At 73.6% G+C, this 26,582-nt stretch carries 19 protein-coding genes and 1 pseudogene; 7 read left to right on the forward strand and 13 right to left on the reverse strand.

What is annotated here, in order from left to right:
- The first annotated feature begins 43 nt into the window (after window positions 1–43).
- Both ACLVWQ_RS36340 and ACLVWQ_RS36345 read left to right on the forward strand, forming a co-directional pair.
- On the forward strand, window positions 44–643 hold the full coding sequence (locus tag ACLVWQ_RS36340; RefSeq protein ID WP_414113537.1) for a DinB family protein: 600 nt from the start codon (window positions 44–46) through the stop codon (window positions 641–643).
- 75 nt (window positions 644–718) lie between these two features.
- Window positions 719–1,819: a hypothetical protein gene (locus tag ACLVWQ_RS36345; RefSeq protein WP_414113538.1), complete on the forward strand. Its 1,101-nt coding sequence runs from the start codon at window positions 719–721 to the stop codon at window positions 1,817–1,819.
- A gap of 11 nt (window positions 1,820–1,830) precedes the next feature.
- Here the strand turns inward: ACLVWQ_RS36345 and secD are convergent, their stop codons facing one another.
- Both secD and ACLVWQ_RS36355 read right to left on the reverse strand, forming a co-directional pair.
- Window positions 1,831–4,140, reverse strand: coding sequence for a protein translocase subunit SecD (gene secD, locus ACLVWQ_RS36350; protein WP_414113539.1), 2,310 nt, complete (start codon window positions 4,138–4,140; stop codon window positions 1,831–1,833).
- 63 nt (window positions 4,141–4,203) lie between these two features.
- Window positions 4,204–4,599 carry a hypothetical protein gene (locus tag ACLVWQ_RS36355; RefSeq protein ID WP_414113540.1) on the reverse strand — a complete coding sequence of 132 codons (396 nt, stop codon included), beginning with the start codon at window positions 4,597–4,599 and terminating at the stop codon, window positions 4,204–4,206.
- Between the two features lie 417 nt (window positions 4,600–5,016).
- Between ACLVWQ_RS36355 and ACLVWQ_RS36360 the strand changes: the two genes are divergently transcribed.
- On the forward strand, window positions 5,017–6,222 hold the full coding sequence (locus ACLVWQ_RS36360) for a cysteine desulfurase-like protein (protein WP_414113541.1): 1,206 nt from the start codon (window positions 5,017–5,019) through the stop codon (window positions 6,220–6,222).
- Here the strand turns inward: ACLVWQ_RS36360 and ACLVWQ_RS36365 are convergent.
- From ACLVWQ_RS36365 to ACLVWQ_RS36390, 6 genes are all read right to left on the reverse strand, one after another.
- Entirely contained in the window at window positions 6,159–7,958 is a 1,800-nt protein-coding gene (locus ACLVWQ_RS36365; RefSeq protein WP_414113542.1) for a hypothetical protein, read from the reverse strand. The two genes, ACLVWQ_RS36360 and ACLVWQ_RS36365, sit on opposite strands and share 64 nt — an antisense overlap.
- Window positions 7,955–11,581 (reverse strand): DUF5682 family protein, encoded by a 3,627-nt coding sequence (locus ACLVWQ_RS36370; RefSeq protein ID WP_414113543.1) that lies wholly within the window; start codon window positions 11,579–11,581, stop codon window positions 7,955–7,957. The genes ACLVWQ_RS36365 and ACLVWQ_RS36370 overlap by 4 nt, the downstream gene beginning before the upstream one ends.
- Window positions 11,582–11,586: 5 nt before the next feature.
- A complete protein-coding gene (locus tag ACLVWQ_RS36375; protein WP_414113544.1) occupies window positions 11,587–12,756 on the reverse strand; it encodes an ATP-binding protein in 1,170 nt (389 codons plus the stop codon).
- A gap of 73 nt (window positions 12,757–12,829) precedes the next feature.
- Complete coding sequence (locus tag ACLVWQ_RS36380) at window positions 12,830–17,851, reverse strand: hypothetical protein (RefSeq protein ID WP_414113545.1); 5,022 nt, start codon at window positions 17,849–17,851, stop codon at window positions 12,830–12,832.
- Window positions 17,848–18,702: a DUF4132 domain-containing protein gene (locus tag ACLVWQ_RS36385; protein ID WP_414113546.1), complete on the reverse strand. Its 855-nt coding sequence runs from the start codon at window positions 18,700–18,702 to the stop codon at window positions 17,848–17,850. The genes ACLVWQ_RS36380 and ACLVWQ_RS36385 overlap by 4 nt, the downstream gene beginning before the upstream one ends.
- Window positions 18,703–18,785: 83 nt before the next feature.
- A complete protein-coding gene (locus ACLVWQ_RS36390; RefSeq protein ID WP_414113547.1) occupies window positions 18,786–19,421 on the reverse strand; it encodes a TetR/AcrR family transcriptional regulator in 636 nt (211 codons plus the stop codon).
- A gap of 158 nt (window positions 19,422–19,579) precedes the next feature.
- Between ACLVWQ_RS36390 and ACLVWQ_RS36395 the strand changes: the two genes are divergently transcribed.
- A complete protein-coding gene (locus ACLVWQ_RS36395) occupies window positions 19,580–20,509 on the forward strand; it encodes an alpha/beta hydrolase family protein (RefSeq protein ID WP_414113548.1) in 930 nt (309 codons plus the stop codon).
- Window positions 20,510–20,600: 91 nt separating this feature from the next.
- On the opposite strand, the gene ACLVWQ_RS36400 is transcribed toward ACLVWQ_RS36395, so the two are convergent.
- Window positions 20,601–20,990 (reverse strand): MerR family transcriptional regulator, encoded by a 390-nt coding sequence (locus ACLVWQ_RS36400; protein ID WP_414113549.1) that lies wholly within the window; start codon window positions 20,988–20,990, stop codon window positions 20,601–20,603.
- Window positions 20,991–21,117: 127 nt separating this feature from the next.
- Here ACLVWQ_RS36400 and ACLVWQ_RS36405 point away from each other — a divergent pair, with 127 nt between their 5' ends.
- Window positions 21,118–22,191 (forward strand): alkene reductase, encoded by a 1,074-nt coding sequence (locus tag ACLVWQ_RS36405; protein WP_414113550.1) that lies wholly within the window; start codon window positions 21,118–21,120, stop codon window positions 22,189–22,191.
- A 15-nt stretch (window positions 22,192–22,206) separates the two neighbouring features.
- On the opposite strand, the gene ACLVWQ_RS36410 is transcribed toward ACLVWQ_RS36405, so the two are convergent.
- On the reverse strand, window positions 22,207–22,572 hold the full coding sequence (locus ACLVWQ_RS36410) for a nuclear transport factor 2 family protein (RefSeq protein WP_414113551.1): 366 nt from the start codon (window positions 22,570–22,572) through the stop codon (window positions 22,207–22,209).
- A gap of 181 nt (window positions 22,573–22,753) precedes the next feature.
- On the opposite strand from ACLVWQ_RS36410, the gene ACLVWQ_RS36415 reads away from it, so the two are divergent.
- Window positions 22,754–23,527, forward strand: a complete 774-nt coding sequence (locus tag ACLVWQ_RS36415) for a PIG-L deacetylase family protein (RefSeq protein WP_414113552.1) — start codon at window positions 22,754–22,756, stop codon at window positions 23,525–23,527.
- Between the two features lie 5 nt (window positions 23,528–23,532).
- Here ACLVWQ_RS36415 and ACLVWQ_RS36420 read toward each other — a convergent pair whose 3' ends face one another.
- Together ACLVWQ_RS36420 and ACLVWQ_RS36425 are read right to left on the reverse strand one after the other, a co-directional pair.
- The gene (locus tag ACLVWQ_RS36420; protein WP_414113553.1) at window positions 23,533–24,042 is read right to left on the reverse strand and encodes an SRPBCC family protein; all 510 of its coding nucleotides are present in this window, start codon (window positions 24,040–24,042) and stop codon (window positions 23,533–23,535) included.
- Window positions 24,043–24,176: 134 nt separating this feature from the next.
- Window positions 24,177–24,716 (reverse strand): annotated as a pseudogene (locus ACLVWQ_RS36425) (GNAT family N-acetyltransferase); the annotation flags it as partial.
- A gap of 112 nt (window positions 24,717–24,828) precedes the next feature.
- Between ACLVWQ_RS36425 and ACLVWQ_RS36430 the strand changes: the two are divergent.
- The gene (locus ACLVWQ_RS36430; RefSeq protein WP_414113554.1) at window positions 24,829–25,569 is read left to right on the forward strand and encodes a class I SAM-dependent methyltransferase; all 741 of its coding nucleotides are present in this window, start codon (window positions 24,829–24,831) and stop codon (window positions 25,567–25,569) included.
- Between the two features lie 22 nt (window positions 25,570–25,591).
- Here the strand turns inward: ACLVWQ_RS36430 and ACLVWQ_RS36435 are convergent, their stop codons facing one another.
- Window positions 25,592–26,581, reverse strand: a complete 990-nt coding sequence (locus ACLVWQ_RS36435) for a ThuA domain-containing protein (protein WP_414113555.1) — start codon at window positions 26,579–26,581, stop codon at window positions 25,592–25,594.
- Window position 26,582 lies beyond the last annotated feature (1 nt).

Below are 26,582 nucleotides of genomic sequence, written 5' to 3' on the forward strand. Positions count from 1 at the left end.
AAAGTCGGTGGACAACGACCGGCCCAGGCACAGACTTGGCCCCATGAGTGCCGCATCGGGTCCCAAGGCCGACCTCCACCACTACCTGCAGTCCGCCCGCGATGCCCTGCTGTGGAAGCTCGAAGGGCTCTCGGAGTACGACGTCCGCCGCCCGCTGACGCCGACCGGCACCAACCTCCTGGGCCTGGTCAAACACGCGGCCGGGGTGGAACTGGGGTACTTCGGCGCCACCTTCGGACGCCCGTCCACCGAAGTTCTGCCCTGGCTCGACGAAGACGCCGAGCCCAACGCGGACATGTGGGCCACCGCCGACGAGTCACGCGGGGACATCGTGGAGCTGTACCGCCGTGCTTGGGCCCACGCGGACTCGACGATCGACGAGCTCCCGCTGGACACGGTCGGCCGGGTCCCGTGGTGGCCGAGCGACAAGAACGAGGTGACGCTGCATCACGCAGCCGTGCGCGTGATCGCCGACACGCAACGGCACGCGGGCCATGCCGACATCCTGCGGGAACTCATGGACGGTTCGGTCGGGATGAGGAAGGGCAACGACGGCACCGCGTCCGGCGATCCCCAGTGGTGGGAGACCTACCGGAGCCGCCTGGAGGGCGCCGCCAAGGAAGCCGACCGAAACGCTCGGTGAACAGCGGGGACTCGGTACGCGGAAGGTCACTCGCAGATCTATCGGCCGCCACCCGGGACCGGCACAATCACGCCCATGACGATCACCACGAGCGCGCCGCCCACGCACGGCGGTCCCGGCGCCCTCGCCCGAGGGTTTCTGACGGGTGGTGTGATCGGAGCGTCGCCGGCCGCCTTTGTCGTCGGCATCGTCATCGAGAGGGTGCCGCTGATCGTCGCGGGCTTGGCCGTGCCGGTGCTCTACGGCCTGCTGCTGTTCCTGGCCGGCGCGCCGCGGCGCGCCCGGGAGGCGGCCGTCGTGCCCCGCACGGCCCTCGCGATGATCGAGAGCCTGCGGGCGATCGGGGGAGAGACGAGCGACGTACCGGTGCGGTTCGATCTCACCGTCGCACCGGACGACGCTCCCGCCCACCGCGTCGAGATCACCCACGACATCAACCTCGTCGACCTCCCCGACCACCGGCCGCGCGGCATCCTGGTGGTCGAATACCCGCCGGACCGGCCGTGGCGGGCACGTATCGTGCGGCACCCGACTCCGGAGTGGCAGGATCGGGTGGCGACGGCCGCCATCGACTCGGCACCCGAGTCGTCCAGGGTGGTCAAGCCCCCAGAGGGCTGTGCCTTCGGAGCTGTCATGGTCGTCGGCCTGCTGCTGGGCGCGGCGGCCGTGATCCTGTCGTTCCGCGCCGACCTGTTCGACCCGGAGACGGGGACCGCCACGCGGCAGGGGTCGCCCTCCGCGGAGCGGTCCGTCTCCTCCAGTACGTCCACCACGGTCGTGTCGTCGGCGTCCGGCACGGTCGCCCTCGGCCCGGACCGGTCGATGCTGGACAAGGGCGAGCTGCGCCGGGCCGTCGATTCGCTCACCAAGGGCAAGGACGGGCGTCCGGCACTCACCGTCGTCGTGCAGGAAAGCCAGTTGTCGGTGGTCTTCTCTCCCACCGGCACGCAGGCCCCGGACTTCGATCCGCGTTCCCTGCCCTACGAACGCTTCCCGGCCCTGGTCGAGGAGGCCGGCACCACCCTCGGCGTGGACTCCCCGACGTCCTGGCAGATCAGCGTCGACCGCCTGACCGGTTCTCTCGCCGTCAGGGTCAGCGTGACCGGTCCCGAAGGCGCGGCCTCACTGGAGGCGGACGGACAGGGCGAGGTGGTGCGGCGCTCCCCGGCGGGCTGACCTCGGGGCCTCTAGACCACAGGCGCCCCGCGTGGTGCCGGCCGGGGTTTGGTGCTCGGCGGCGGGGCCTTGCGCGCGTGCAGTTCGATGGCCAGCGGCGCGGCGGTGAACATCGAGGAGTACGTGCCGACGACGATGCCGATGAGCAGGGCGAGGGCGAAGTCGGTCAGGGAGTCGCCGCCCAGCAGGGTGAGGGCGGCGAGGATGAACACGGCTCCCATGCCGGTGTTGACGGTGCGGGGCAGGGTCTGCAGGATCGCGCTGTTGGCGAGGGCCGGGAAGGGAGCCTTCCGTTGGCCGGCCGACAGCTCCCTGATCCGGTCGAAGACGACCACGGAGTCGTTGACGGAGTAGCCGATCACGGTCAGCAGCGCCGCGAGGAACACCCCGTCGATCGGCTTGCCGAGCCAGGCGAAGATCCCGATGAGGATCAGCGTGTCGTGAGCCATCGCGGCGACCGCGGACACCCCGAGCGTCCAGCGGAAGCGCACCGCGAGATACAGCAACTGCGCGGCCAGCGCCGTGGCGAGGGCGATGAGCGCCCCGCGCCGCAGTTCGTCGCCGAGGCTGGGGCCGATGAGCTCGTCGCGGATCTTCTCGGCACTCCCGCTCAGAGCGCCGATCGCCTTGTCCACCTTCGCCGCCTCGGCGTTGGAGAGCTGATCGGTCCGTACGGTGAGGTCGTCCTCGCCCGAGGTCTGGACGACCGCGCGCGGCAGACCCGCGTCGGCCAGCGCGTCCCGGGCGCGGTCCGCGTCGACCGGGGCGGAGGTCGAGTACTCCATGAGCCGGCCGCCGGTGAACTCGACGCCGAAGTTCAGCCCCCGGACCGCGATGCCCGAGGTGGCCAGGAGGAGCGCGACGGCCGATGCGGCCAGCCAGACGCGCCCGCGCCGCATCAGGTCGGGGTTGCGGCGGGTGAGCCAGTCACGGACCTTCCCGGTGTCCGCGATGCCGGTGAGCTGGGGACGCCGTCGTACGGACGGGCGGGCGACCGCGAAGTCGGCGAGGACACGGGTGATCACCAGGGCACTGAGCATGGAGGCGAGCACGCCGATGCCCAGGGTGACGCCGAAACCGCGGACGGGCCCGGAGGCGAGGAAGAAGAGCAGACCGGCGGCGATGAGGGTGGTGATGTTGGAGTCGGCGATGGCACTGAAGGCGTTGCGGAACCCCGCGGTGAGGGCGGAGCGCAGACCCTTGCGCTGCGCCGCGTACTCCTCGCGGGCCCGTTCGAAGACGAGCACGTTGGCGTCGACGGCCATGCCGATGGCCAGGACGAACCCCGCGAGCCCGGGAAGGGTGAGGGTGGCGCCGAGCGCGGCCAGCGCGGCGTAGGAGATGACTCCGTAGCAGGCCAGGGCCACGGTGGCCAGGGCGCCGAGGAGCCGGTAGACGCCGATGATGAACAGCGAGGTCAGCGCGGTGCCGATGAGGGCGGCCCAGGCACTGGCCTCGATGGCCGTGGCGCCCAGGGTGGGGCCGACGGTGCGCTGTTCCACGGTCTCGACCGGCACCGGCAGGGCTCCGCCGTTGATGAGCAGGCCCAGCTCGCGGGCCTCGTCCCGGCTGAAGGAGCCGGAGATCTGGGTGGACCCTCCGGCGATGCCCGTACCGCAGGCGACGGTCGAGGTGACCTGGGGGGAGGAGATGACCTTGTCGTCCAGCACGATGGCGACGCGCCGGGCGGGATCACCCGCCGCATGGCATGCCGCCTCGCCGGTCAGCTCGGCCCAGGCGTCGCCGCCCGCTCCCTTGAAGTCGACGCCGACGTACCAGCCGGCCCCGCCCTGCTGGTCGATGCGGGCCTCGGCACTGTCGACGTCGGCGCCGGTGAGCGCGGACGGGCCCAGGCGTACCCGGCCGCCGGACTCGTCGGGGAGGACGAGGTCGTCCGGCTGCTCGGTCGGCGCTGCGGGCGGGTTCTCACCGGAGCCGGAGCCGGTACCGGACTCGGCAGCCGGGTCGCCGACGCCGAGAACGGGATGGAAGGCGAGCTGGGCGGTACGGCCGAGGACGTCGGCGGCCTCGCTCGGGTCCTGGACACCGGGCAGTTCGACGATGATCCGGTTGTCCCCGGAACGGGCGACGGTCGGCTCGGAGACGCCGAGCGCGTCGATGCGGTGGCGCAGTACCTCCAGCGTGCGGTCGGTGGCCTCGGAGTCGGCCTTGGCGGTGGGGGAGTCGCGGGTCTCCAGGACGATCTGGGTCCCGCCGCGCAGATCGAGTCCGAGACGGACCGGCACGGTGAAGGTGATGTAGAGCGACAGGGCGAGAACGGCTAGGGCGAAGAACGCCCGCACGCGGATGGCGCGCGTCAAGGGTGCCTCCAACAGGCATACCGCAGCCCGGAGAAGGGCACGGCAGGAATCGACTGGGTGACGTCAGATACCGGTTGAAGACGGCGGGCCCCGCCCGCTGTGCCGCGTGGAGTGCTGCGGAGGCGTGACAGCGCCCGGCGAGACCACCAGCGGCGGTCCGGGCTCCGGCAGGGGGACCACGGGACCGGGCGGAACGGACACCGCGCCGGGGGACGGGGCGTGCCACTCGCCCGCAGTGGCCCGGACCGCGCGGGGCGGCTGACCGCAGGCGCTGACGCAGGTGTCGCCGACGCTGTTACGGGTGACGGCGGGGGCGTCGGCGGCACGCGCGGCCGGTGCCTGCGGGGAACTGTGCGGTGCGACGGCCGTGATCGCCGTCGGCGTGCCGGGGGACGCCGTGGCGGGGATGCCCTGAAGGCCCAGTACACCGAGGAGGGCGAACAGCGTCGCCAGCACCATGCCGGACACGGAACCGGACACAGAGCCGGAGGCAGAGGCTCGGATCCGGGCGCCCCGCGGCAGAGGGGAGGCCGCAGGGGCTCGACGCCGAGTCATGCGATGCCTCCCCTCACCTGGAGTCGCCTGGCCCGCTCACGGGTGAGGCCGCCATGGAGGGCGGCCCGTGGGGACAACGTACAAGGGACGCCGAAGGTTCGCGCGGGCGGCCGACCTTTTCGGCCGCGGATTCCGTTTCCGCGTCGGACGCCGGCTCCGTGCCGTCGTCCGGAGCGGGAAACGACCGGCCTGCCCCGTGACGACTGCTGGTACCGGCGACGGCGGTTGCATAGGTTGACCTGAGCCGGACGCCTGTACCCACGCCGCTGTACCCACTCCGCCTTCGCCCTCGCGCCCACCCCGGCACCGACAGGAGCTTTCGTGACGTACGACATCACCGCCCTCCGCTCTCAGTTCCCGGCGCTGAGTGCCAGGACCGCCCACTTCGACGGCCCCGGCGGCACCCAGACCCCGGAACCCGTCATCCGGGCCATCGCCGACGCGATGGCCCGGCCGCTGTCCGTCCGGGGCCGGACGACCCCGGGGGAGCGGAACGCCGAAGCCATCGTCACCCGGGCCCGACAGGCCCTGGCCGACCTGCTGGGAGCGCGGCCGGCCGGGATCGTCTTCGGCCGCAGCGCCACCCAGCTCACCTACGACTTCGCCCGTACCCTCTCCCGGACCTGGTCGCGCGGTGACGAGGTGGTCGTCACCCGCCTCGACCACGACGCCAACATCCGCCCCTGGGTCCAGGTCGCCGCCCAGGCGGGTGCCATCGTGCGCTGGGCCGACTTCGACCCGGACACCGGAGAGCTGACCGCCGCCGACATCGGCGCCGTGCTGTCCCCGCGCACCCGGCTGGTGGCCGTCACCGCCGCCTCCAACCTGATCGGCACACGTCCCCCGATCGCGGAGATCTCCCGGCTGGCGCACGACGCCGGGGCGCTCACCTATGTCGACGGCGTCCACCACGCCGCGCACGCGCTGGTCGACGTGGAGGAACTGGGCGCGGACTTCTTCGTCTGCTCCCCGTACAAGTTCTTCGGACCTCACCACGGAGTACTCGCCGCCCGGCCCGAGCTGCTGGAGACACTGCACCCGGACAAACTCCTGCCCTCCACCGACGCCGTCCCGGAACGCTTCGAACTGGGCACACTGCCCTACGAGTTCCTCGCGGGCACCGGAGCGGCGGTCGACTTCCTCGCCGGGCTCGACCCGGACGCCACGGGCACCCGACGGCAGCGGCTCGCCTCGGCGTTCACGGCACTCGAAGCGCACGAACAGACCCTGCGCACACAGATCGACAAGGGTCTGTCCGCACTCCAGGGCGTCCGGATCCACTCCAGGGCCGCCGACCGCACCCCCACCCTGCTGCTCACCTTCGAGGGGCGCTCGACGCCGGAGGCGTACGGCTTCCTCGCGGAGCGCGGTGTCCACGCGCCGGCGGGGTCCTTCTACGCGATCGAGGCGTCCCGCCGGCTCGGCCTCGGCGACACCGGCGGCCTGCGGATCGGCCTCGCCCCCTACAACGACACGGAGGACGTCGGGCGGTTCCTGGGCGGACTGGACGAGTTCCTGACGCTCTGAGCGCCCCAGGCCGCCGCGCACAGTGCCCGGTCGACCTCCTCGGTGTAGTGGGCCGCCGCGAGCCAGACGCGGGCGAACCGGTCGACGTCGGCGGGGACGAGACGGCCGAAGACGTCGCGGGACCGGTCCGCGGCGGCGGAATGGAGTGCGTCGAGGAGATCTCCGGCGCAGCCGAGGCCGGACCGGCGCAGGCGCCGGCCGTCGGCGGCGCTGTCCCCGGGGAAGGCGAGGACACGACGCCCCGCGGAGGCCGCCTGGTGGACGCGGCGGCGCAGGAGATGCAGCGGCGCCTCGTCCTGGGTGGGCGGGGACCCGGCGGGCGACGTCGCGGGGGCGGGCAGATCCGCGTGCTGGAGACGGTCGAGGCCCAGATCGAGACGGGCCCCGGGATCAAGGGGGTGAGCCGTGGCGAGCAGCAGGGCCCGGGGCACGGCGGACGGTTCGAGCCGCGCGACGACCCGTAGCCGGGTGCCCGGCGCGGCCGCGAGGAGGCGGAGGTTGTCGCGGTGGGGCAGCGCGGGGTGGTCGTGGGCGGCGGCGAGCCGCAGCGTCAGTCCCTCGCACTCGGCCAGCAGGCAGTCGCCCGCGGCCTCGCGGACCGTACCGGCGAGGGTCACGTCGAGGAACAGCAGACCGTCCTCGCCGGCCAGGGCACGGGACACCTGGTCGGTGACCGGCGCCGCCCACAGGCGGTCGAGAGGAGCCTCGTGCCAGGCGGCGCCCGACGCCCGGACCGCCCGCACACCCGCGCCCGCACCGAGCCGGCCCGCCGGGGAGACGGTCGCGCCGGACACCGCCAGCCCGGCCCGCGACAGCTCCCGGTGGGTCAGGGCGGTGTCCCCGATCCGTACGGCCCGGTCGGCCGCGCCCACGGCCCGGCCGGCACCTCCCGGGGCGACGTCCGAGACCGTGTAGAGGCGGCCTTCGGCGTCGGCGGTCCAGGTCACCGCTCCCGCGTGTCCGGTCGCCGTCAGGACGGGCTCGGAGAAGAGCCCGTACAGCCTCAGGGACCCGTCGGGGACGTACGGCTGCCGTGCGGTCCCGCGCAGGGCGGCCAGTTCGGGACCGGCGGCGTGCGGGAGGCGATGCGCCGTCCCGAGGACGTCGCGCAGGGCGGCGGCGAGATCGGTGAGCCGGTACGCGGGATCGCCGTCGCGGGCGGCGCGCAGCTGGGTGACCACGGAGACCGCCGAGGCGGCGCCCCTGGGCAGACCGCTGATCCGCGCGGTGTGGGCGGCGCGCAGCAACTCCGCCTGCAGTACGGCACCGGCCCCGTCCGTGCCGGCTTCGAGCACCGCGGCCGCGGCGTCGTACATGGCCCGCGCGGCGACGCGCTGCTCGGGGGTGGCGGTCTCGGGCTCCGCCGCGGGCGCGCCGCCCTGCGCCTTTCCGGGACCGGAGGGCGAATCGGAGCCGGTGCCCGGGACGGCGTCGGTGTCCGAGCCGGCGTCGGCGATCGGGGCGGCCGAGGCGGCGGCCGCGCGGTGCAGGCAGTCCGGTGCCAGCAGGCAGCCGCACCGGATGGCGTCCACGCTGCTCACGACCCCGCCGGGAGCGTGCAGTTCGAGGTGGGTGTCGTCGTCGACGGCGATGCGCACGGTGTCGCCGTCGCGCACGCACGGACGGGCCGCGAGCTTGGTGACGCCCGCGTCCAGCCGTTTGCGGAGCCGGGGAGTGAGCCCCCGCACGAGTGCGGCGGTCACGGACGGGGCGACCGGAGGCAGGTCGAGGCTCATGAGACTTTCTCCCCTACCCAGCGGGCGAGTTCGAGTGGGCTGAGGGCGGCGACGGGCATGCCCGCGGCGACGAGCTGTCCGGCGACACCGGTCGAGTACCGGGGCCGGCCGGCGTCGTCCAGACTCGCGCAGCCGAGCACATGGCAGCCCGCGCCGACGAGGGACCGGACCTCGGAGAGCAGACCACCGAGGGGGTAGCCCTCCTCGAAGTCGCTGATGAGCACGACGAGGGTGCGGGACGGCACGGTGACGAGCTCGCGGGCGTGACGCAGTCCCGCGGCGATGTGGGTGCCGCCGCCCACGCTGACCTCGAGCAGCAACGACAACGGGTCGTCGACGTGCCCCGTGAGGTCGATGACCTCGGTGGAGAAGGCCAGGAAGTGCGTGGACAGGGTCGGCACCCCGGCCAGGACCGAAGCCGTGAGGGCGGCCCAGACCGTGGAGGCCTCCATGGACCCCGACACGTCGGTGACCAGGATCAGCCGCCAGTCCGCGGCGCGTCGGGCGCGTGCGCGGAAGACCGGGTGCTCCGGTACGACCTGGACCGTGCCGTCCGGGCCGCGGCGCGCGGTCGCCAGGTTGGCGCGCAGTGTGCGGGCCAGATCGAGGCCGCCGCCCGGCCGCCGGCTGGGGCGTGGCAGGGCCGTGCCGTGCAGAGCGGGGCGCAGCCGCGTGGCCAGCTCCCGGGTCAGCGCCTCGACCAGGCGGCGGACCAGCGGGCGCAGGGCGGCCAGCCGTGCCTCGGGAAGTCCTCCGGCGTGGCCGAGCACGGTGCGCAACAGGTCGACGGAGGGCCGCACGCTGCTGGGATCGAGCTCGGCGAACACATCCGTACGGCCCGACGCGGCGGCAGCCGCCAGCACTTCTTCCCGGATGCCCGGTCCGAACAGGGCGGCCAGTTCCTCGGACCACTCGCGCACTCCGGGGTACGGAGCTTCACGGCCGCCGCCGGCGCCGCGCGGAGCGGTTCCGCTCAGACCGCCTCGGCTGCCCTCGCCGCGGCCGCTGCCGTACAGCTCGTCCAGCGCGGTCGCCAACGCCGAAGCCGAGCCCGGCAGTTGATCCGTACGGCGCCCGAGCACGAGTCGCCAGCGATCGGCGGGGGCGAGGACGTGCTCCTCGGGGGAGCCGACGGACCCGTCGACCGCGCCGGTCTCGTGCGCCGGGGCCGGGGCAGCGGACGACGATCCGAGGGGGCCGTCTTCCGTGGTGGCCTCCGCCGGGCCCGGGGGCAGCAGCCCCAGCGTGCGCAGGGCGGCGCGCGCCGTGAGGTCCGCGCCCGTCCAGGTGGCGAGTGCGACGGGATCGACGCCGCCGGTGTCGCTCAGACGCGTGGTGGCGAGGCGCTCCTCGACGGTGTCGAGGAGCCGGTCGCGGGCCGCCGGGCTGAGGGCGTCGAAGCCTCCCCGGAGCGCCGGGAGCCGTTCGAGCAGGTGCCGGTCGGGCATCTCGGCCACGCGGTGGAGCAACGGCTCCAGGGCGGGCGCGGCCGCCTCCAGCAGGGGACCGGCGGCGGTCAGCACTCCGACGAGGCGGTCGGTGAGGTCGGACCGGGCCTCGGGGGTGCCGGCCGCGTCGACCCACGAGACGATGCGATCCCCCAGCGCGCGGGGCTCCTCGTGCCCGAGGAGTACGCGGACGGCTCCGGCGGCGCCCCTCATGAGCGGCGAGCCGTCGGTGGCCAGCCGGGCGAGCGCGCCGGTGAGTCTCATGCCGCCCAGGAGGTCCGCGCGGTGGGCGAGTTCGAGCAGGGCGTGCGCGTCGGCCGGGTCCTCGGAGCCGGTGAGTCCGTCCACCTGCCGCACCGCCGCGGCGGTCAACAGCTCGGCCACGGAGGCCACCGCGTCCGTACGGGCCTCGTCGGCGCCGAGGCCCGCGATGTGCCCGGTGCGCAGCCGGTCCAGCAGGGACAGGGCGGCGAGGAGTTCCGGCAGGGTGGCGGAGTGCGGCAGTACGTCGCGGGCGTCGGCGAGGCGTTCGTCCGTGAGGCCGGGCAGACCGCACTCGGCCGACCGCCGAAGGCCGTGCAGGGTCTGTGCGGCCGTGGGCCCGCCCTCGTCCCGCTCGGCCCGCCACCGCTCACGCAGCAGCCCTTCGGCGGCCTGCGCGAGGGTGACTCCCCGGACCCCGGCCGCGGTCAGCACGGCCGCCGTGGCGGGGGTCCAGCGCACCTCCCAGCGGGAGGTCAGGGCCTGGGTGCCCCCGGCGCCGGTGACGTCCTTGGACTCCCCGTACGGCACACCGCACACGGTCAGCCGCTGCAGGAGGAGTTCACGGCGGCGGTCCAGGTCGGAGCGGAGCGGGTCGAGGCGCAGCTCCCGCGCGGCGTCGGTGCCACGGCTGTCGGGCCCCGGCAGCCGCAGCGACGCCAGTTCGGCCTCCACCGCCGGAGCGAGTCCGCTGCGGGGCGCTCCGGGTGCCGGGCGGCCGGCGCGGGTGCCCACGAGCACCCGCTCCATCGCCTGTGCGACCGCCCGCCCACGCCCGTACGGCTCACCCTGGGTGAGGACGGTCTGGACCGCTTCCACCAGCTCGCCCCGGCCGGCCGCCGGGAGTCCGCGCAGCCGGGAGAGGTCTCCCGCGAGGCGGCTGATCTCCCGGGCCTCGGCGGGCCCCGACGGGTGGCCCAGGGCGCGCAGTTCGGCGCAGACCCGCACGGCGGCGCGGGTCAGGGCCTCCTCCAGCGCGGCCGGGTCGCCCGCCGCGCGTAGGACGAGGTGCTGCCACTCCGGGTCGCGGATCCCCGCCGGATAACCGGACCGCTCGTCGAGCAGCGCGTAGGTGTAGGGGATGAGCGACGTCGTCCACGCGGGGGCGGGCGGTCCGGGTTCTTCCGTACTTGGGTCCGGAGTCACGGGAGTCACCGCTGACGCGGACGGAGCGGCTGACGCGGGTGACGCGGGTGGTGCCAACGCCGGGGCGTGGAAGGCGCCGACGACCACGGCGGCCCGTTCGCCGTTCGTGGTGGCGGCGGCCAGCCGGGCCCGCATCCACGCCTCGCGCCGCAGGTCCAGCTCGGGCACACCGCCCGAGGCCGCGGCGTCCTCGCGCAGCGCCCAGCCCGTCAGGAGGGCGGCACGGCGCAGTGCCTCGGGAGGCGAGCCCGGGGCGGTGGCCTCGACGAGCCGGTCCCAGAGGTCGTCTCCGGTACGGCCCGTGAGCCGGGCCCGCAGGGCGCCCGCGAGCCCGGCAGCCGGCTCCGCGCCGTCGCCCGGACCCGGGTGGGGGACCGGGCGTGGGGCGGCGTGCCGACCGGCGGTCCACGCCCGGTCGGCGAGCGGCAGGTCGCACGCGACGACCGGCACGTCGTGCCGGGCGGCCCAGCGCACGGCGGCGAGTTCGGGTGAGAAGTCGGCGAACGGGTAGAAGGCCGGGCCCCCGCCGCCCCCGTCGTGGGGAGCGGCGGCGAGGGCGACCGGTGCCTGTGTCTCCTCGTGACCGAGCCAGGGCAGCCAGTCCTGCATCTCGGCGGGGAGTTCGACGAGCAGCACGTCCGGCCCGGCCGCGTCCAGCAGGCCGGGCACGGCCGCGGCCAGCGAGGGCGCGTGGTGCCGTACGCCGATGAGGTAGGGCGCCGCCGGGTCCGTGAGGGCCGCGACGGCTTCGTCGGGGGACAGGGACACGGTGGTCAGTCCTCCAGGACGGCGCGCAGGTCCCACAGGGTGCGCCAGGTGGCGGAGCCCTGCTCGGCGCGGCGCCTGACGGGGCCGTCCCAGTAGCCGCGGAGCCGGGCCGCGTCGGCGGGGTCGTCCTTGCGGACCACCCCGAGGATATGACCCGGCAACAGGCCCAGGACGTCGCGGTCGCCGGGGAAGTAGGCGGCGGCGAGCCCGAGCGCGCCCGCGACGGACACGGCTTCCGCGGTACTCATCACGGTGGAGGGCCGCTCGACCTCCCAGCCTTCCGCCGACCGGCCCTGACGCAGGTCCCGGAAGGCCGTGATGAGGGCCTCCAATACGGCGTCGTCGACCCGGAAGGGCGCCCCGGCCCGCTCGACCGAGGCGCGTGCCTGACTGCGTACGAGCGCGGTCTCGGCGTCGAGGTCCGCGATCGGCCCGACGGTCTCGAAGTTGAAGCGGCGCTTGAGCGCGGCCGACATCTCGGAGACCCCCTTGTCACGCAGGTTGGCGGTCGCGATGAGGCTGAAGCCGGGCGCCGCGTGGGCCAGGGAGTCGTCGGTGCCCGCCAGTTCGGGAACGGCGATGCGGCGCTCGGAGAGCAACGACACCAGCGCGTCCTGCACTTCGGGCAGGCAGCGGGTGACCTCCTCGACCCGGGCGACGGCCCCCCGGGCCATCGCGGTGAGGACCGGCGAGGGCACGAGGGCCTGCCGACTGGGTCCCTGGGCCAGCAGCAGGGCGTAGTTCCAGCCGTACTTCAGCTGGTCCTCCGTCGTACCGGCGGTGCCCTGGACGACCAGGCCGCTGGTACCGCACACGGCCGCGGACAACAGCTCGGACAGCATGGACTTGGCGGTCCCCGGCTCACCGACGAGCAGCAGCCCGCGCTCGCCTGCGAGAGTGACGACGCACCGCTCGACCAGGGCACGGTCGCCGACGAACTTGCCCTCGACGACGAGGCGCCGCGGCACGTCCTCGGCTGCCTGCGCGTCGTCCGGCAGACGCAGGGCCCGGCCGTCGCTGCCCATGACGAACGTGACGACGGCGCGGGGCGTGAGCCGCCAGGCCGGCGGGCGCGGCCCGTCGTCGTACGCGGCGAGGAAGGCCAGCTCGGTGGCGTGCCGGTCCTCGGGCGGGGTGATCTGGCGGCCCGGGGAGGGGGCCAGGGTGGTGGTCATCGGTGGTCCGTCCGGTCGGGTCGGGAGGCCGTCGTCGTCATCGGGGGTTCGACGAGCCGGGTTCGGGTGGTGGTCATCGGCCGCGGCCCTTCCGGGTGGCGCGGGTCGTGAGCTTCTCGTAGGCGGGCGCGTCGCCGTCCTGGACACGGCGCCAGGCGCGGGCGAACAGCTCGGGCACCGGGAGAAGGGGCACGGCACGCGCGTGCTCGCGCACCGGGTAGAGGCCCTCCTTCCAGGTCTCCACCGGCAGGGCGGGCGAGGCGAGGGCGCGCCATCCGCAGGGCAGGAAGAGCGTGCGTCCGGCACGCGGCCGCTTGGCCTCCACGACCAGGTCGGTGGCGGCCAGTTCGGCGCGGGCCTTCTTCAGCCGGGCGGGCTTCCAGCCGGTCCAGCGGGCGCAGTCGCGGTCCGTCGGATCGGGCAGGGCGAGCAACTGGAGGTAGAGCGCCGCCGCGTCCTCGCCCAGACCGTGCGCCGCGGCCACCTCGGTGACCAGCGCGGGAGCACCGACGGTCGGGTCCTGGGCGTACCCGGTCGGTCCCTGGGGGTCGATGCCGGCGGTCAGCGTGTGGGCGAGGTCGTCGCCGAGGATCGCGCTCAGCGCCCGGAGGCCGCTGTCGCGCGCCGGGCCCACGAGTCCGGCCAGGAGTCCGAGGACCGGGTCGTCCGGACCGGACAGGGCGGTGGGGCGCAGCAGGACCGTCTCGCGCAAGTTCCCGGGCCGCAGCACGAGGGCCTCCCCGACGGGTGTCAGCCCGTGCGCGTCGGTGCCTCCGGTGTCGGGAAGCCCGTACGCCTTGCGCAGTTCGACCGCTGTCAGGCCGCTCTTCTCCGTCCACATGACATCGAGGTCGAGCAGCAGGCCGGGGTCCGTGAGGCGGCGGCGCACGGCGGCCAGGCTCTCGGGCAGGAGCGCGCGCAGCGGGTGCCCGTACGGCAGCGCGTACGCGAGTGAGGCCAGGCTGTCGACGGCCTGGGCCAGGTCGTGCCGGCCGGGCACCGCCGAGGGGTCCGCCGGGGAGTGGGTGCCGTCCCTGCCCGGCCGATACGTCGTGGTGCGGCTGATCCAGGGGGTGGTCCCCGGGTTCAGCACGGCCTCGGCGGAACCCGTGGGCAGGCCGGCGAGGTCGGCCGCGAGGTCCTCGGGCAGGCGGACGACGGAGCCGAGCCGCTCGGCCCACACCCGGCCCGCGGCAGCCGTGTCCGGCCCGGTCGTCCACAGGTCCGCGGGGTCCTCGGGCAGCAGGGCGCTCAGCAGCTCGGTCCGGTCCTGCTGCCCGAGCGAGGACAGCCTGCCCTGGCCAAGGTCCGCCTGCCGGGGCTTGAGCCCGATCGTGGCGAGTGTGTCGGCCCCGGGATGCTGCGGACGTCCGGCGAGCAACAGCGTGGCCTGGACGGGGCCCAGGCCCTCGCGGGTCGCGGCGGCGAACGCGGCGGGCGCCTCGGAAAGCCAGGGGGCGGCGCCCTTGTCCCGGATCAGCCGGGTCACGGCGGAGAGGCCGTCCTCGGCGAACACCGACGGCACCGGGGTCTCCTTCTCCAGCGTGAAGTGGGCCACGGCCCCGAACGCGCCGGACGGGTCGTGGTCGAGGGCGAGCCAGGTGACCCGGTCGTCCGGGCGGTGGACACGCTGAGAGCCGAGGACGACCACGGTCCGGCCCTCCCTCCGGAGCACCTGACCGCCCCGCTGATGATGGGTGGACGGCTCGCTCAGCAGGATCTCGCGCAGCCCGTGGCCCGGTGCGGCCAGCGTCCCCTCGGCCACCGCTTCGAGGAGCAGGAGCAGCGCTTCCCGCTCGGCGTCGGTCACCGCGGGCGCGGCGGCCCGGTAGGCCAGCGGCCGCAGCACGGTCAGCAGGGCAGGCCACACGCCGCCCATGTACGGGATCGTGTACTCCTCGCTGTGCCATCCGTCGGTGAGAGCGCCCGCCCGTGCGAGGTCGGGCAGCGGCCTGCCGTCCGCGGGCCGCCCGGACAGGACGTGGTTCACGGCCCGGATCTGGCGCAGCACGTTCCACTGGGCGCCGCCGCCCCATCCTCCCCGCAACGAGGCGATGCCGTCGGTGGCCGCGCGAATGGTCCGGTCGTCCCCGTGCACGGGGCTGTAGTCGGGGAACATGCCCTCGCTGCGCCGTCGGTCGGCCTTGGGCCGCTCGACCGGCGGTTCCACGAACGTGGCGGCGGATCCGACGAGGCGGAGCGCCGCGTGGACCAGCGAGGCGACGCCGGTGAGTATCCGCTCGTCGGTGAGGCCGGGCAGAGCCGTGGACACGGCATCGCGCACGAAGTGTTCGGCGCTCGGGACGACACGCTTGCCCTCGCCGGAGGCACCGGCGTCCTTGTCGGCCCGGAGGACCTGGGCCGTGCGCTCGGACAGCGCACGGGCGGCCGCGGCCAGGACGTCGGCCGCCGTCTCGTCGGTCAGCGCGCGCAGCACGGCGGACGCCCGCTCGTCGCGGGGGCGCAGCGCGTGCCAGAAGGCGAGCGGCGGCACGAGCCGGGTGCCGGCCGCGAACTCCCCGCCGCCCTGACCGGTCGTCACCCGGCCGAGTTCGCCGGTGGCGGAGGTGTCCTCGGCGGCGAAGAACGCGACCTGCTGGTGGTGGTACGTCGCCACGGGCTCGGCGCCCGCCGGCAGGCGCAGCGCGCCGAGCGGAATTCCGGCCGGCCGGCGACGGTCCGGACCGCGGGCGTCCGGCCGCAGCGTGACGGTCCGGCCGTCCGGCGTACCGGTGGTCGTCCGTGCCTCGGAGCCGGTGCCCTCCGAGCGGACCCAGCGGCCCAGGACCGTGCCGTCGGTGCCGAACGGGCTGTTCTCCAGGCCGGGTTGCAGCGGCAGGACCTCGCAGTGCTGCTGCTGGAGTGCGGCGCCCTCGCGGATGCCCGACCGCAGGAAGGCGGGCAGCGAGGCACGCCCGTGCGTTCCGGTGGCCGGGTCGTACTCCAGCCAGACCTGCTCCCTGCCCTGCCTGCCCTGACGCCAGCACGTCGTGCCGTCACCCATGACGGGGCGGTCGGCCGGCAGGACGGTGTCCCCCGCGTGCAGGGTGCGTCCGCCGGTGGCACGGCCGCCGCCGGGCAGGGGGATGGAAGGGGCGCCGGCGTCGTTGCTGTACCAGTGGGGCAGCTGCTCGCCGCCGAGGGTGAACACGTCGGCCGGCCGGGCGGACCAGTAGCCGAACTGCTTGCCGTCCTGCCGCCACATCACGAGCAGTTCGCCGTCGGTGTAGCGGAAACTCGGATGCGACCAGCGGTCCAGCTCGATGGGCAGACGCAGGTCGTGGTCGAGGAGTATCCCGTCCGGGCCGACGACGACGGCCTTGTGGCCGCGGAAGAGGACCAGCGCGGGCCAGGCCTCCGTCAGGCGCAGCTGGTTGTCGTGGTTGCGGCCGGTCTCGCCGTCCAGGATCCGCAGTGCCTCGTCGAGGGCGGGCCAGCCCAGCTCGTCCGGGATGCCGGCCCGCAGGGTACGGCCGAGCAGCGGCGCGATCGCGTGCTCGGCGACGCGGTCGACGGCCCGGGGGCTGACCCGCGTGGCGACCGGGCGGAAGGGGCGCAGGCGGCGGAGGGCGTCCTGCGCGCCGGGCAGCCCCGTCGACGTGCCGTACCCCGCGGCCGCGTCGTCGAGCCACTCGCGCAGCACGTCGTTCAGTACGGGATGGGCGGCGAGGCTCTCCAGCACGCCGGAGGAGAGCGACCGGTCCTCGCCCAGCGCCCCGATGGCCCGGTGCAGCAGGGGCCGCAGCCGCGTGTCCGCGGCGGTGGCGGCGAGGTCGCGAGCACCGGTCTGCCGATCACGGAGCCAGGAGTCGAGGGCCAGATGCACCCGGTGGTCCCTGGCCGGCACCGTGAGCGGAACGCCCCGCGCCACGCACAGGTCCAGCAGGTCGAGATCGGCACCGGCGTACCAGCGGCCCGTGAAGAGGTCCACCGCCCGGCCGTCGGACCGCAGCCGCGGCGCCATCCGCTCGACGAGTCCGAGGGTGAGGGGGGAGCGTCCGCAGACGGTGGCTCCGTGCTTGCGGTGGGCGGCCCACCGGCTGAGCCAGTCCGCCGCGTCGACGCCGTGCTCGCCGTCCACGCGGTCCTCGCCGGTGAGGAGACGATCGGCGCCGGTCTCCGCGAGCAGGGTCAGCCAGAACTCCTCGTTCTCGACGTCGCGGCCCAGGCCGGTCGGCATGATCTCCAACAGGCGGGCCCGAACAGCCGGTTGCCGTTCGGTGAGGACGACGAGGGTGGCCCGGTAGGTGGTCCAGAAGGAGGCGGGCGCCCGCACCGCGGCGGGCGAGGCGATCAGATCGGCCACGAAGGCGCATTCCTCGGTGACCCGGTCGAGACCGGCGGCCTTGACCAGCCCGCGGGCGTCCTGCGGCAGCGACGCGTACGGAGGCATGCCGGCCGCGCACCGCTCCACGCACAGCTGCCGGAACTGCGCCCAGGCCGTGGCAGGGTCGAGCCGGTGGGCCAGGTCCTTCACGTACTCCTTGAGCGCCTTGACCGTCAGCGCCCCGGCGAAGGCGAACTCCAGGAACACGGCCCGCTGCCGCTCCTCGTCGACACTGAGCGCGTGCACCCGCTCGGCCTCGCGGGCCTTGCCGAAGAAGGTGGCGGCGTACGTCGTGTTCTCGTGCTCCAGGAAGACCCGGGCGGCCTGCTCGTAGAAGGTGGGCAGGAAGTGCGGTACGGCCCGGCCGAGCCGTTCGCCGAGCTCCTCGAAGCCCTCCTTGGCGGTGCCGGGACGGGACTTGGCCTGACGGGCGAGCCGTTCGACGTCCTTGACCAGCGCCAGTGCGTGGTGTCCGTTCGCCGGGTCGTTGACCAGCGCCCAGGCGGGGAAACCGAGGGTCTCCCGGTGCACCTGCCCGACCTCGGGGGTCTGCGGTTCCCGGGTCAGACCGAGGAACTCCAGCGCCAGGTCCTCGGCCTCGCCGAGCGTGCCCGGCACGAGCCGGACGGTGCGGCGGCCGTCCAGCGCGGGATGCGTGTAGGTCCGTACGGTGAGGGTGTCGGCGTCCTCGCCGGTGGGGGTGCCCACGGGCAGGACGGCGCCGGCGTCGAGCAGCGCGGCCGTGGTGGTGTGCGCGTACGTGGTCATGCCGCCTGCTCCTCGTTCTCGATGTCACGCCCGGCGAACAGGGCGGCTGCCATGCGCATGCCTTCCGACCAGGCGACGGGTCCCACCTGGCCGAGCGTCAGTATCCGGCCGGCGCCGTCGGTCCACATCAGGGAGCCGGTCTCGGTCTCCTCGAAGCTGTCGTAGTCGCCGATCCAGACCCGGGCCTCGATGCCGCCGGCGTTCTCCCGCACGGAACAGACGGCGTTGCCGCCCCGGACGCGGTAGCCGAGCTGGGTGGTCCGGCCCTGGAGGAAGCGCAGTTGCTTGAACGCGCCGCCCGCGTACTCCTCCACGGCGGTGGCCTCGGTGTCGAGGTCCGCGGGGCGCTGCCACACTTCGCGGAAGAGCTGCTGGGCCCGCTGCTCGACGCCGAGTTCGACGGCGAACTCCCGCAGCTCATCGAGGTCGTCGAGCAGGACGGGGTGCGGAAGACGGACGAGCTCGGGGGAGATGCGCACGCTGTCACCGTCGAGGTCGACCAGGCCGAGCCCGCGGTCGAGGTCGGCGTCCCGGAGGAAGCCGGCCACCTCTCCGTCAGGACCGCTGACCACGAGATCGCGCAGCACGCTCTGCCAGGCGGGATCGGGCCACACCCGGGCGATGACGGGAAACGGCACCGGAAGCGAGCGCACCATCCACTTCTCGACGTCGGTGAGACACTGGCGCTCGTGCCGCTCCAGCCACTCGGCGAGCTGACGCAGTCCCACCACCGCGGGATCGTCGGCGAGTTTGGGCGGTACGGACTTCAACCGCCGCCCGGCGCCGTTGCGGCACACCACCTTTCCGCCGTCGAGGCCGACCTCGTAGTCGCCGGCCGTGACCCACCCCATATGTGCCTCCCCGCACTTCACTGATCAAGTGACGGGAACTCTAGGTGAGAGCACTGACAACGCGGCGTCCGCGCCCATCGCGGCTACCGGGACCCAGGCGTCCCCGGGCTTCGACGGCGCGAGTCACGCAGTCCCGCGACGAGGATCTCCACCAGCTGACGGGCGTCGTAGCGGGGGTTGTTGCCGGCGCCCGCGCACAGGCCGCCGACGCCCCGCATGAGTACGTACGGGTCCATGCCGGAGCGGATCTCACCCGCGTCGGCCGAGGCGTCGAGCAACTCGGCGCACACGGGCACGAGCCGTTCCAGAAAGTAGGAGTGCAGCGGGTCGAAGCAGGGGTCGTCGGACTGCAGCACGGAGGCGAGTCCCTGCTTGGTGACCACGAAGTCGACGAAGAGGTCGATCCACCGCGCCAGCGCGGCGTACGGAGTCCCACTGGTCGCCAGGAGGGAAGGGCCGGTCTCGGCGAGAGCCTCCACCTGGTGCCGGTAGACGGCGACGATGAGATCCGCCCGGGTCGGGAAGTGGCGGTAGATCGTGGCCGTTCCGACCCCGGCCCTGGCCGCGATGTCACGGATGGGCGCCTCCACGCCCGAAGCGACGAAGACCGCGGCGGCCGAGTCGAGCAGGACCTCCTCGTTGCGCCGGGCGTCCGCCCTCTTGGGCCGGGGTGTGCGTGCCGTGCCCTGACCGCTCTCGCTCGTCGTCACCGTCCTCATCGCTCCCGGGTTTACTAAACGGGACACTGTCCCGTATGTTCGGTCCATGGATGCGGGACGTCGTCCCGTTTCTCCATGATGGCAGACCGGACCGTCGGTGACCAAGCCGCGAACCGCGCCGTGCCGTCCCTCGTGTCACCCGGAAGGAAGAACGTGTCATGACCACCCCCGCGCTCACGCTCACCCCGCCCACCCCCGTCGTCTCGGTGAAGCCGGTGACGCTGGCGGCCCCGGGCCGCGGTACGGACCTCCAGGTGAGGATCTCCGCACCGGCGGCCGGCGCCGGACTGCCGGTCGTCGTCCTCTCGCACGGCTACGGCTCGTCGCTGGACGGCTACGGCCCGCTGGCCGACTTCTGGGCCTCCCACGGCTTCGTGGTGATTCAGCCCACCCACCTCGACTCCAGGACGGTCGGACTGCCCCAGGGCGACCCCCGTACGCCGCGGCTGTGGCGTTTCCGGGTCGAGGACATGAAACGCGTCCTCGACCACCTCGACCTGCTGGAGGCCGCCGTTCCCGGTCTCGGCGGCCGCGTCGACCGGACCCGTGTCGCCGCGGCCGGACATTCCTTCGGCGGGCAGACGGCGGGCAACCTGCTGGGCCTGCGGGTGCTGGATCCGGTGAGCCAGGGGGAAGAGGACCTGTCCGACGAGCGGATCAAGGCGGGCGTGCTGCTCGCCACGGCGGGCAAGGGCGGGGCCGACCTGACCCCCTTCGCGGCCGAGCACTTCCCGTTCATGAACCCGAGCTTCGACCACATGACCACGCCGGCCCTGGTGGTCGCCGGGGACCGGGACGACTCCCCGCTGTCCGTCAGGGGGCCGGAGTGGCTCGCCGACCCGTACTTCCTGAGCCCGGGTGACAAGAGCCTGCTCACCCTGTTCGGGGCGGAGCACTCGCTCGGCGGGATCGCCGGCTACGAGGTCCAGGAGACGACGGACGAGAACCCCGAGCGCGTGGCGCTGGTCCAGCGGGTCACATGGGCCTACCTCCGCCATGCGCTCGGCATCGACGACACCGACTGGGCGCTGGCACGGAAGTCCCTGTCCGACGGCGGCCACCCGTTGGGCCGGATCGAGTCCAAGTGACCGAACCCAGGTGGCGGGGCGAGGCCCCGCGCCGCTGCGGGGCCCGGCGCGCCGTCGGGAGGCGCGGCGGGCCGGCGGGCCGGGCGGGGTGTCAGACGGTCACCGCGGCCGCCTCCCGCTGTGCTCGCTGCGCCCGGTCTGCCCGGTTCGTGGCCATCACGCGCTCGAGGGCGTCGCGGGTCCGGGTCAGTTCCACGATGTGCTCGGTGAGCCGCTGGTGTTCCTGACCCATGCGTTCGAGGGCGGCGTCCGAGTTCTCCGCGCTGGGGGAGTCGACGCAGGGGAGCAGTTCGAGGATGGTCCGGCTGGACAGGCCGGCCGCGTAGAGACGCCGGACGAGCCGGACGCGATCGACCGCCTCCTCGACGTAGTGCCGCTGTCCACTGGTGCTGCGGGTGCTGACGAGCAGCCCCTGCTGCTCGTAGTAACGCAGCGACCGGACGCTGACGCCGGTCCGTTCGGCGAGATCTCCGATGCGCATACCGCTCTCCCCACTGTTGCTCGCGTCTGTTACCCGCGTCACAGGACTTGCCTCTGACGTCAGTGTCAGGTTTTAGCGTAACCGCAGTGCCCGGGACCCGGGCCGCGGATCATGAAGGAGTCCTGAAGTGACGAGCCTGTTCCAGCGTTATGAGCTCGGTTCCCTGACGCTGCCCAACCGAGTGGTGATGGCCCCCATGACCCGGGTGCGGGCCGCCGCCGGTGGCCTGGCCACGCCGTCGATGGCGACCTACTACGCCCAGCGCGCGACCGCCGGGCTGATCGTGACGGAGGGCGTCCAGCCGAGCCTGATCGGGCAGTCCAACCCGGGCACGCCCGGCCTGCACACGGCGGAGCAGCAGGACTCGTGGCGGCAGGTGACGGACGCCGTGCACACCAACGGCGGACGCGTCTTCGCCCAGCTCATGCACGGTGGACGCGTATCGCATCCCGACACCACGGGCACGCAGCCCGTCGGGCCGTCGGCCGTGCCCGCCGTCGGCGAGGTGTTCACGCCGACCGGTCCCCAGCCCGCCCCCGTGCCGCGCGCGCTGGAGACCGCGGAGGTACCGGAGCACGCCCGCTCCTACGGCGACGCGGCCCGCCGCGCCGTGGACGCGGGATTCGACGGAGTGGAACTGCACGGCGCCAACGGATACCTGATCTCGCAGTTCCTCTCGTCCAACGCCAACCTGCGGACGGACCTGTACGGAGGCTCGGTGGCCCACCGGATCAGGTTCGCCGTCGAGGCGGTGTCCGCGACCGTGGAGGCGGTCGGCGCGGAGCGCACGGGCATTCGGCTCTCCCCGGGCGGCACCTTCTGGGGTGTGCGGGAGGAAGAGGTCACGGAGCTCTACACCGCCCTGCTCGGTGAGCTGGCGCGGCTGGAGTTGGCGTACGTGCACGTCGAGGCGACCGCGGAGGAAGAGGTGCTGGTGGCTCTTCGCCGCGCCTGGCCGGGCACGCTCATCATGAACCCGGTCCTGCCCATGGGGCCGAAGCAGACCGGCCGGTCCGACGCCGACCACTGGCTCGACCTGGGGGCGGACCTCATCAGCTTCGGCCGCGCCTTCGTCGCCAACCCCGACCTGGTGGAGCGGCTGCGCACGGGCGTCCCCATCGCTCCGGTCGACGAGGCGACCTACTACCAGGGCGGTGACGCCGGATACCTGACCTATCCGGCGCACCAGTACAGCGCCTGATTCCGGCGCCCGGGGTCAGCGGTGGTCGTTCTCCTTCAGCTCGATCACCCACGCGCGGCGCTCCGCGATCCTGCCGTCGCGCATGACGAAGACCTCGGCCATGGACATGCGCAGCACCTCACCGGTGTCGCGGCTCGCGGTACCGGTGAGCTCCGCCATGACGACGTCGCCCTGCTCGACCATGCGGACGACTTCGAGGCGGGGCGGTCCGGAGAAGCCGGGGCCCTCGATGGCGTTGTCGTACGCGTGCTTGCCGGTGAGGTGGAACGCGCCGAACACGGTCCACTCGATGTCGTCGGTGAGACAGGACAGGATCTGCGCGTGGTCGTTCTTGCGGAAGCCGTCCAGATAGGTCTCGATCGTCTGCGTGTTCCTCGACATACGACGTGTCTCCCTCGGATCGCTGAGCAGGCATACATCCCGAACGGCTCCAAGCTAACGGGGGTCACTGACAACGGAGGGGGAACACTTCCCGCCAGGGTGGGCCGCTTCCGCACCGGTCGGCACCGTCGGCACCGGCTCGTACTCGTCCGTACTCGTCCGTGCCGGAAGGTGGCCCGCCATGACCGTGCCGAGTCTGCTCGGGGTCTTCGCGCACCCGGACGACGAGTCCTTGGTGGCCGGCGGCGTGCTCGCGCGGCACGCCGCCGCGGGCGCCCGCGTGGCCGTCGTCACGGCGACCTGGGACGCGGACACTTCGCGCGCCGCCGAACTGGCCCAGGCGCTGCGGATCCTCGGCGCCGGCGCCCCGCGTCTGCTCGGCTACGCCGACGCCCGGGTCCCGTGGTCGGCGCCGGGCAGCGCACGGTTCCGTGATGCGCCGCTCGACGAGACGGTGGGCGCACTGGTGGCGCGGCTACGGGAGTTCCGCCCGGAGATCGTGGTCACCCATGACGCGTACGGCGGGCTGTCCGGTCATCCGGACCATGTCCACACCCACCGGGTGACGCTGCTCGCCGTCGAGGCGGCCGGGCTCGAACGGTTCTGTCCGGACGCCGGTGAGCCCTGGCGGCCGAGCGCCCTGTACCTGGCGTCGCATCCGCACTCGGCCGTGCGGGTGTGGGGTGGGCACCTGGCACCCGCGGGCAAGACCATGCACAGCGTGCCGGACGAGTGGATCACCGCGACCGTCGACGTCGGCCCCTGGCTGGAGCGCAAGGTGGCCGCCGTGCTGGCTCACCGCAGCGAGGTGGCGCGGGGTGCCCTCCCCGGGCTGATCGCCGGGCTCTCGGCGGCCGACCGGGCACGGCTGCTCTCCACCGAGTGGTACATCCGCCAGGACCTCGGTGCCACCACCGCGTCCCGGACCGGGGCACGAACGGAACTGACTCCCTGAGCGCCTCAGGGGCGTACCGGTGCCTCGAGTTCCCGCTTCAGGTTGCGCAGGGTCCTGTCGATGTTGCCGACCTGGAAGGCGGCGAACGTCTTGCCGCCCGTGGCCATGCGGTCGAAGGCGTTGGCCACGAGTGTGGGCCAGGAGCGCCGGTCGTCGGTCCAGGTCTCCGTTACCCGCGTGCCGTCGCCCTCCGCCTCGAACCGGTACTCCCACGTCGCGATCGGTGCCTTCAGGCGCGGCTGCTTGAGCCCGATCGCGTGCACACGGAAGGCGAAGCGGCTGCCGGGATCCGCCGCGGTGACCGTGCAGCGGGTGGTCCAGCGGAAGCCGCCCCGCTTGTTGTGCCCCTCGAAGACCATGCCGACGTGGGCCGGCTCGTCCCCGCCGGGCACGCTCGCGCCCAGGTTCTCGGGGCTCCACCGGCCCATCTGCGCGGGCCGGCTGAGCTCGGCGTACACCGTTGACGGTGCCGCCTCGACCAGGATGTCGCGAGCGACGGTGAACGTGCGGGGCATGGGCACTCTCTCCCTGTGCGCAGAAGCTACCGGCAAGTAGGGAGACTACTCCGGGCGTCCCCGCCGCCGCTGTCGGCGGTCGTGGCAGTGACGGCGGTGATGTTCGAGGAGGTCTCCGGGGAGACGTACGGAGAGATGCGGAACTCCAGTTCCGGTCGGTCCCACACCACCGCCGGTGGCGTCGCCGACGCCGTCCCGGTGTGCACCGCGCCCACGCTGCGGTAGAAGCCCTCGGCGGGCGGATGCGACACCACCCGGACGCGGTCGACCCCGGCGGCACGGGCCTCGGACGTCATGTGTGCCACGAGCAGCCGCCCGACCCCGCGTCCCTGGGCCTGATCGGCGACGAACATCAGGTCGAGTTCCGGTGGAGCGAGGACGAGTGAATAGAACCCCAGTACCTGGCCGTCGCCCCCGCCGCTGCCGTTGACGCCGTGGGTGCCTCTGGCCGCGTCGTTCCCGGCCGCGGCGACGGCCACGAAGACACGATGGGCCTCGATGTAGTCCGGGCCCACGCGGTAGCCCGCCACCATGGCCGCGTACTGCCCCTCGTAGGCGCGTGAGCCGCGCACGAGCCGGGTGAGCCGTTTGGCGTCCCGCGCGGTGGCCCGCCGGACCGAGATCGATCCGGCCCCGACTCGCCCGCCGCTCCCGACCGTAAGACTCCGCTTCATCAGGCGAGTATTACGTACCAGGGAGGCGCATGATGCCGAGGGTGCCGCTGAGCAGTGGGGAGAGCTGAAATCGGGTGGAGTCCCGGACCCGTCGGCGGCTACCTTCGACCACATGGTCGACGAGTGCTTCGGACATCCACGGCTCGCCGCGGTCTATGACCCGCTCGACCCGGATCGCGGTGATCTCGACGCCTACCTCCGTATCGCGGCCGAGTCCGGAGCGCGGCGGGTGCTGGACATCGGCTGCGGGACAGGAGTGTTCGCCCTGCTGCTGGCCGAACGGGGTGTCGAGGTGGTCGGGGTCGACCCCGCCGAGGCGTCCCTCGGCGTCGCGCGGGGCAAACCGGGCAGCGAACGGGTGCGCTGGATCCACGGTGACGTGACAGCCCTCCCGCCGCTGCGGGTCGACCTGGCGACGATGACGGCGAACGTCGCCCAGGCCGTCGTCGGCCCGGAGGCCTGGCGGTCGACCCTGCGGGGGGCCTACGAGGCGTTGCGGCCCGGCGGGCTGCTCGTGTTCGAGACCCGGGATCCGGCCCGGCGTGCCTGGGAGGAGTGGGACCGCGATCATTCGTACACGGCGACGCGGATCCCGGGCGTCGGCACGGTCGAGAGCTGGTTCCAGGTGACCGACGTGACGGGACCGCTGGTGACGTTCCGGTCGACGTACGTCTTCGCCGCGGACGGTCAGGAGCTGACGTCGTACTCGACCCTGCGCTTCCGCGAACGGCAGGAGGTCGAGGCCGACCTGACCGCGCAGGGGTATGTGGTCGACGAGGTGCGTGACGCTCCTGACCGTCCCGGCCGGGAGTTCGTGTTCCTCGCTCGGCGTCCGGCGGCCGACCCGGTGTGAGGCCGTGCGGGGAGGAACCGGCTCAGTCCGCCCGGCAGAACGGGGACCTGCCCATCGCGGACTCGATGCCACCGAGGACCATGTCCTGGAACTGTTCCGCACCCGGGAACGAACCGTCCGTCGTGAAGGCCCCGGCGTCATGGCCGAGGGTGGTCAGCCAGGCACGTCCGCCGTCGTAGTACTGGCACCACGCGACCGGATGGTTCCTGCCGTGTCCGGGGTGGCCCTGGCCGCCCGTGACACCCTCGGCGAGCGTGGACTCGTCGACGGTGGCCAGGACGCGGACCTTCGAAGGCGCCGGGACGAGGTTGTACCACTCGTCGGTGAAGGCCCAGCGTGCGGGCAGCCCGGAGGTGGAGGCGTCGTGGCGGCTCCGCACCACGACCTCGCCCCGCTGCTCGGGGCCGTGGTCGTAGAAGTTGGCGCCGCCCAACAGGCCCTCGTACCAAGGCCAGTTGTACTCGGTACCGAAGGCGTTGTGGATCCCGGCGAAGCCTCCGCCGCCGCGGATGTACTGGCGCAGGGAGGTCTGCGCGGCGTCGTCGAGAGCGTCGCGGCTCGTGGAGTGGAAGATGACCGCGTTGTACCGGAAGAGCCGTGCGGGTGTGGAGAGCTGGGTGACGTCCTCGGTCCAGTCGACGGTGAAGCCGTGCTCCGCGCCCATCCTCACCACGGCGTTCTGCACGACGTTGGTGTCGGCGAGCGCCGGATTGAGTCCGGCGCCGAGCGCGGGGCCGAGATGGGCGTGGCGGGGTCCCGCGGTCCGCGTGTAGAGGAGCACCCGGTAGCCGTCGGTGGCCGGGGAGAAGTTGCCCCAGTCGTGGTAGCACCTGGCGCTGACGCCCCGGCAGACCCCGTAGTCGGGGGCGCCGAGCTCCTGAGCGCCGGCTCCGGTGGAAGCGTGCTCCGCGGGCCCTTGGCGCTGGAGGCCGAAGAAGGCGGCCAGGGCGACGAGGAGCGTGGCGCCGGCCGCGGCCACCACGGACACCGCCGTACGCGCTCTGGATCTCATG

It is taken from the genome of Streptomyces sp. CWNU-52B (genome assembly GCF_047444975.1).
In the GTDB taxonomy this organism is placed as follows: Bacteria; Actinomycetota; Actinomycetes; order Streptomycetales; family Streptomycetaceae; genus Streptomyces.

Excerpts from the sequence above, each read along its gene's own strand:
- ACLVWQ_RS36340 (WP_414113537.1), top strand. The coding sequence starts at position 44 with ATGAGTGCCGCATCGGGTCCCAAGGCCGACCTCCACCACTACCTGCAG.
- ACLVWQ_RS36345 (WP_414113538.1), top strand. The coding sequence starts at position 719 with ATGACGATCACCACGAGCGCGCCGCCCACGCACGGCGGTCCCGGCGCC.
- ACLVWQ_RS36355 (WP_414113540.1), bottom strand. The coding sequence starts at position 4,599 with ATGGTGCTGGCGACGCTGTTCGCCCTCCTCGGTGTACTGGGCCTTCAG.
- ACLVWQ_RS36365 (WP_414113542.1), bottom strand. The coding sequence starts at position 7,958 with ATGAGCCTCGACCTGCCTCCGGTCGCCCCGTCCGTGACCGCCGCACTC.
- ACLVWQ_RS36375 (WP_414113544.1), bottom strand. The coding sequence starts at position 12,756 with ATGACCACCACCCTGGCCCCCTCCCCGGGCCGCCAGATCACCCCGCCC.
- ACLVWQ_RS36380 (WP_414113545.1), bottom strand. The coding sequence starts at position 17,851 with ATGACCACGTACGCGCACACCACCACGGCCGCGCTGCTCGACGCCGGC.
- ACLVWQ_RS36385 (WP_414113546.1), bottom strand. The coding sequence starts at position 18,702 with ATGGGGTGGGTCACGGCCGGCGACTACGAGGTCGGCCTCGACGGCGGA.
- ACLVWQ_RS36390 (WP_414113547.1), bottom strand. The coding sequence starts at position 19,421 with ATGAGGACGGTGACGACGAGCGAGAGCGGTCAGGGCACGGCACGCACA.
- ACLVWQ_RS36395 (WP_414113548.1), top strand. The coding sequence starts at position 19,580 with ATGACCACCCCCGCGCTCACGCTCACCCCGCCCACCCCCGTCGTCTCG.
- ACLVWQ_RS36400 (WP_414113549.1), bottom strand. The coding sequence starts at position 20,990 with ATGCGCATCGGAGATCTCGCCGAACGGACCGGCGTCAGCGTCCGGTCG.
- ACLVWQ_RS36410 (WP_414113551.1), bottom strand. The coding sequence starts at position 22,572 with ATGTCGAGGAACACGCAGACGATCGAGACCTATCTGGACGGCTTCCGC.
- ACLVWQ_RS36415 (WP_414113552.1), top strand. The coding sequence starts at position 22,754 with ATGACCGTGCCGAGTCTGCTCGGGGTCTTCGCGCACCCGGACGACGAG.
- ACLVWQ_RS36420 (WP_414113553.1), bottom strand. The coding sequence starts at position 24,042 with ATGCCCCGCACGTTCACCGTCGCTCGCGACATCCTGGTCGAGGCGGCA.
- ACLVWQ_RS36430 (WP_414113554.1), top strand. The coding sequence starts at position 24,829 with ATGGTCGACGAGTGCTTCGGACATCCACGGCTCGCCGCGGTCTATGAC.
- ACLVWQ_RS36435 (WP_414113555.1), bottom strand. The coding sequence starts at position 26,581 with ATGAGATCCAGAGCGCGTACGGCGGTGTCCGTGGTGGCCGCGGCCGGC.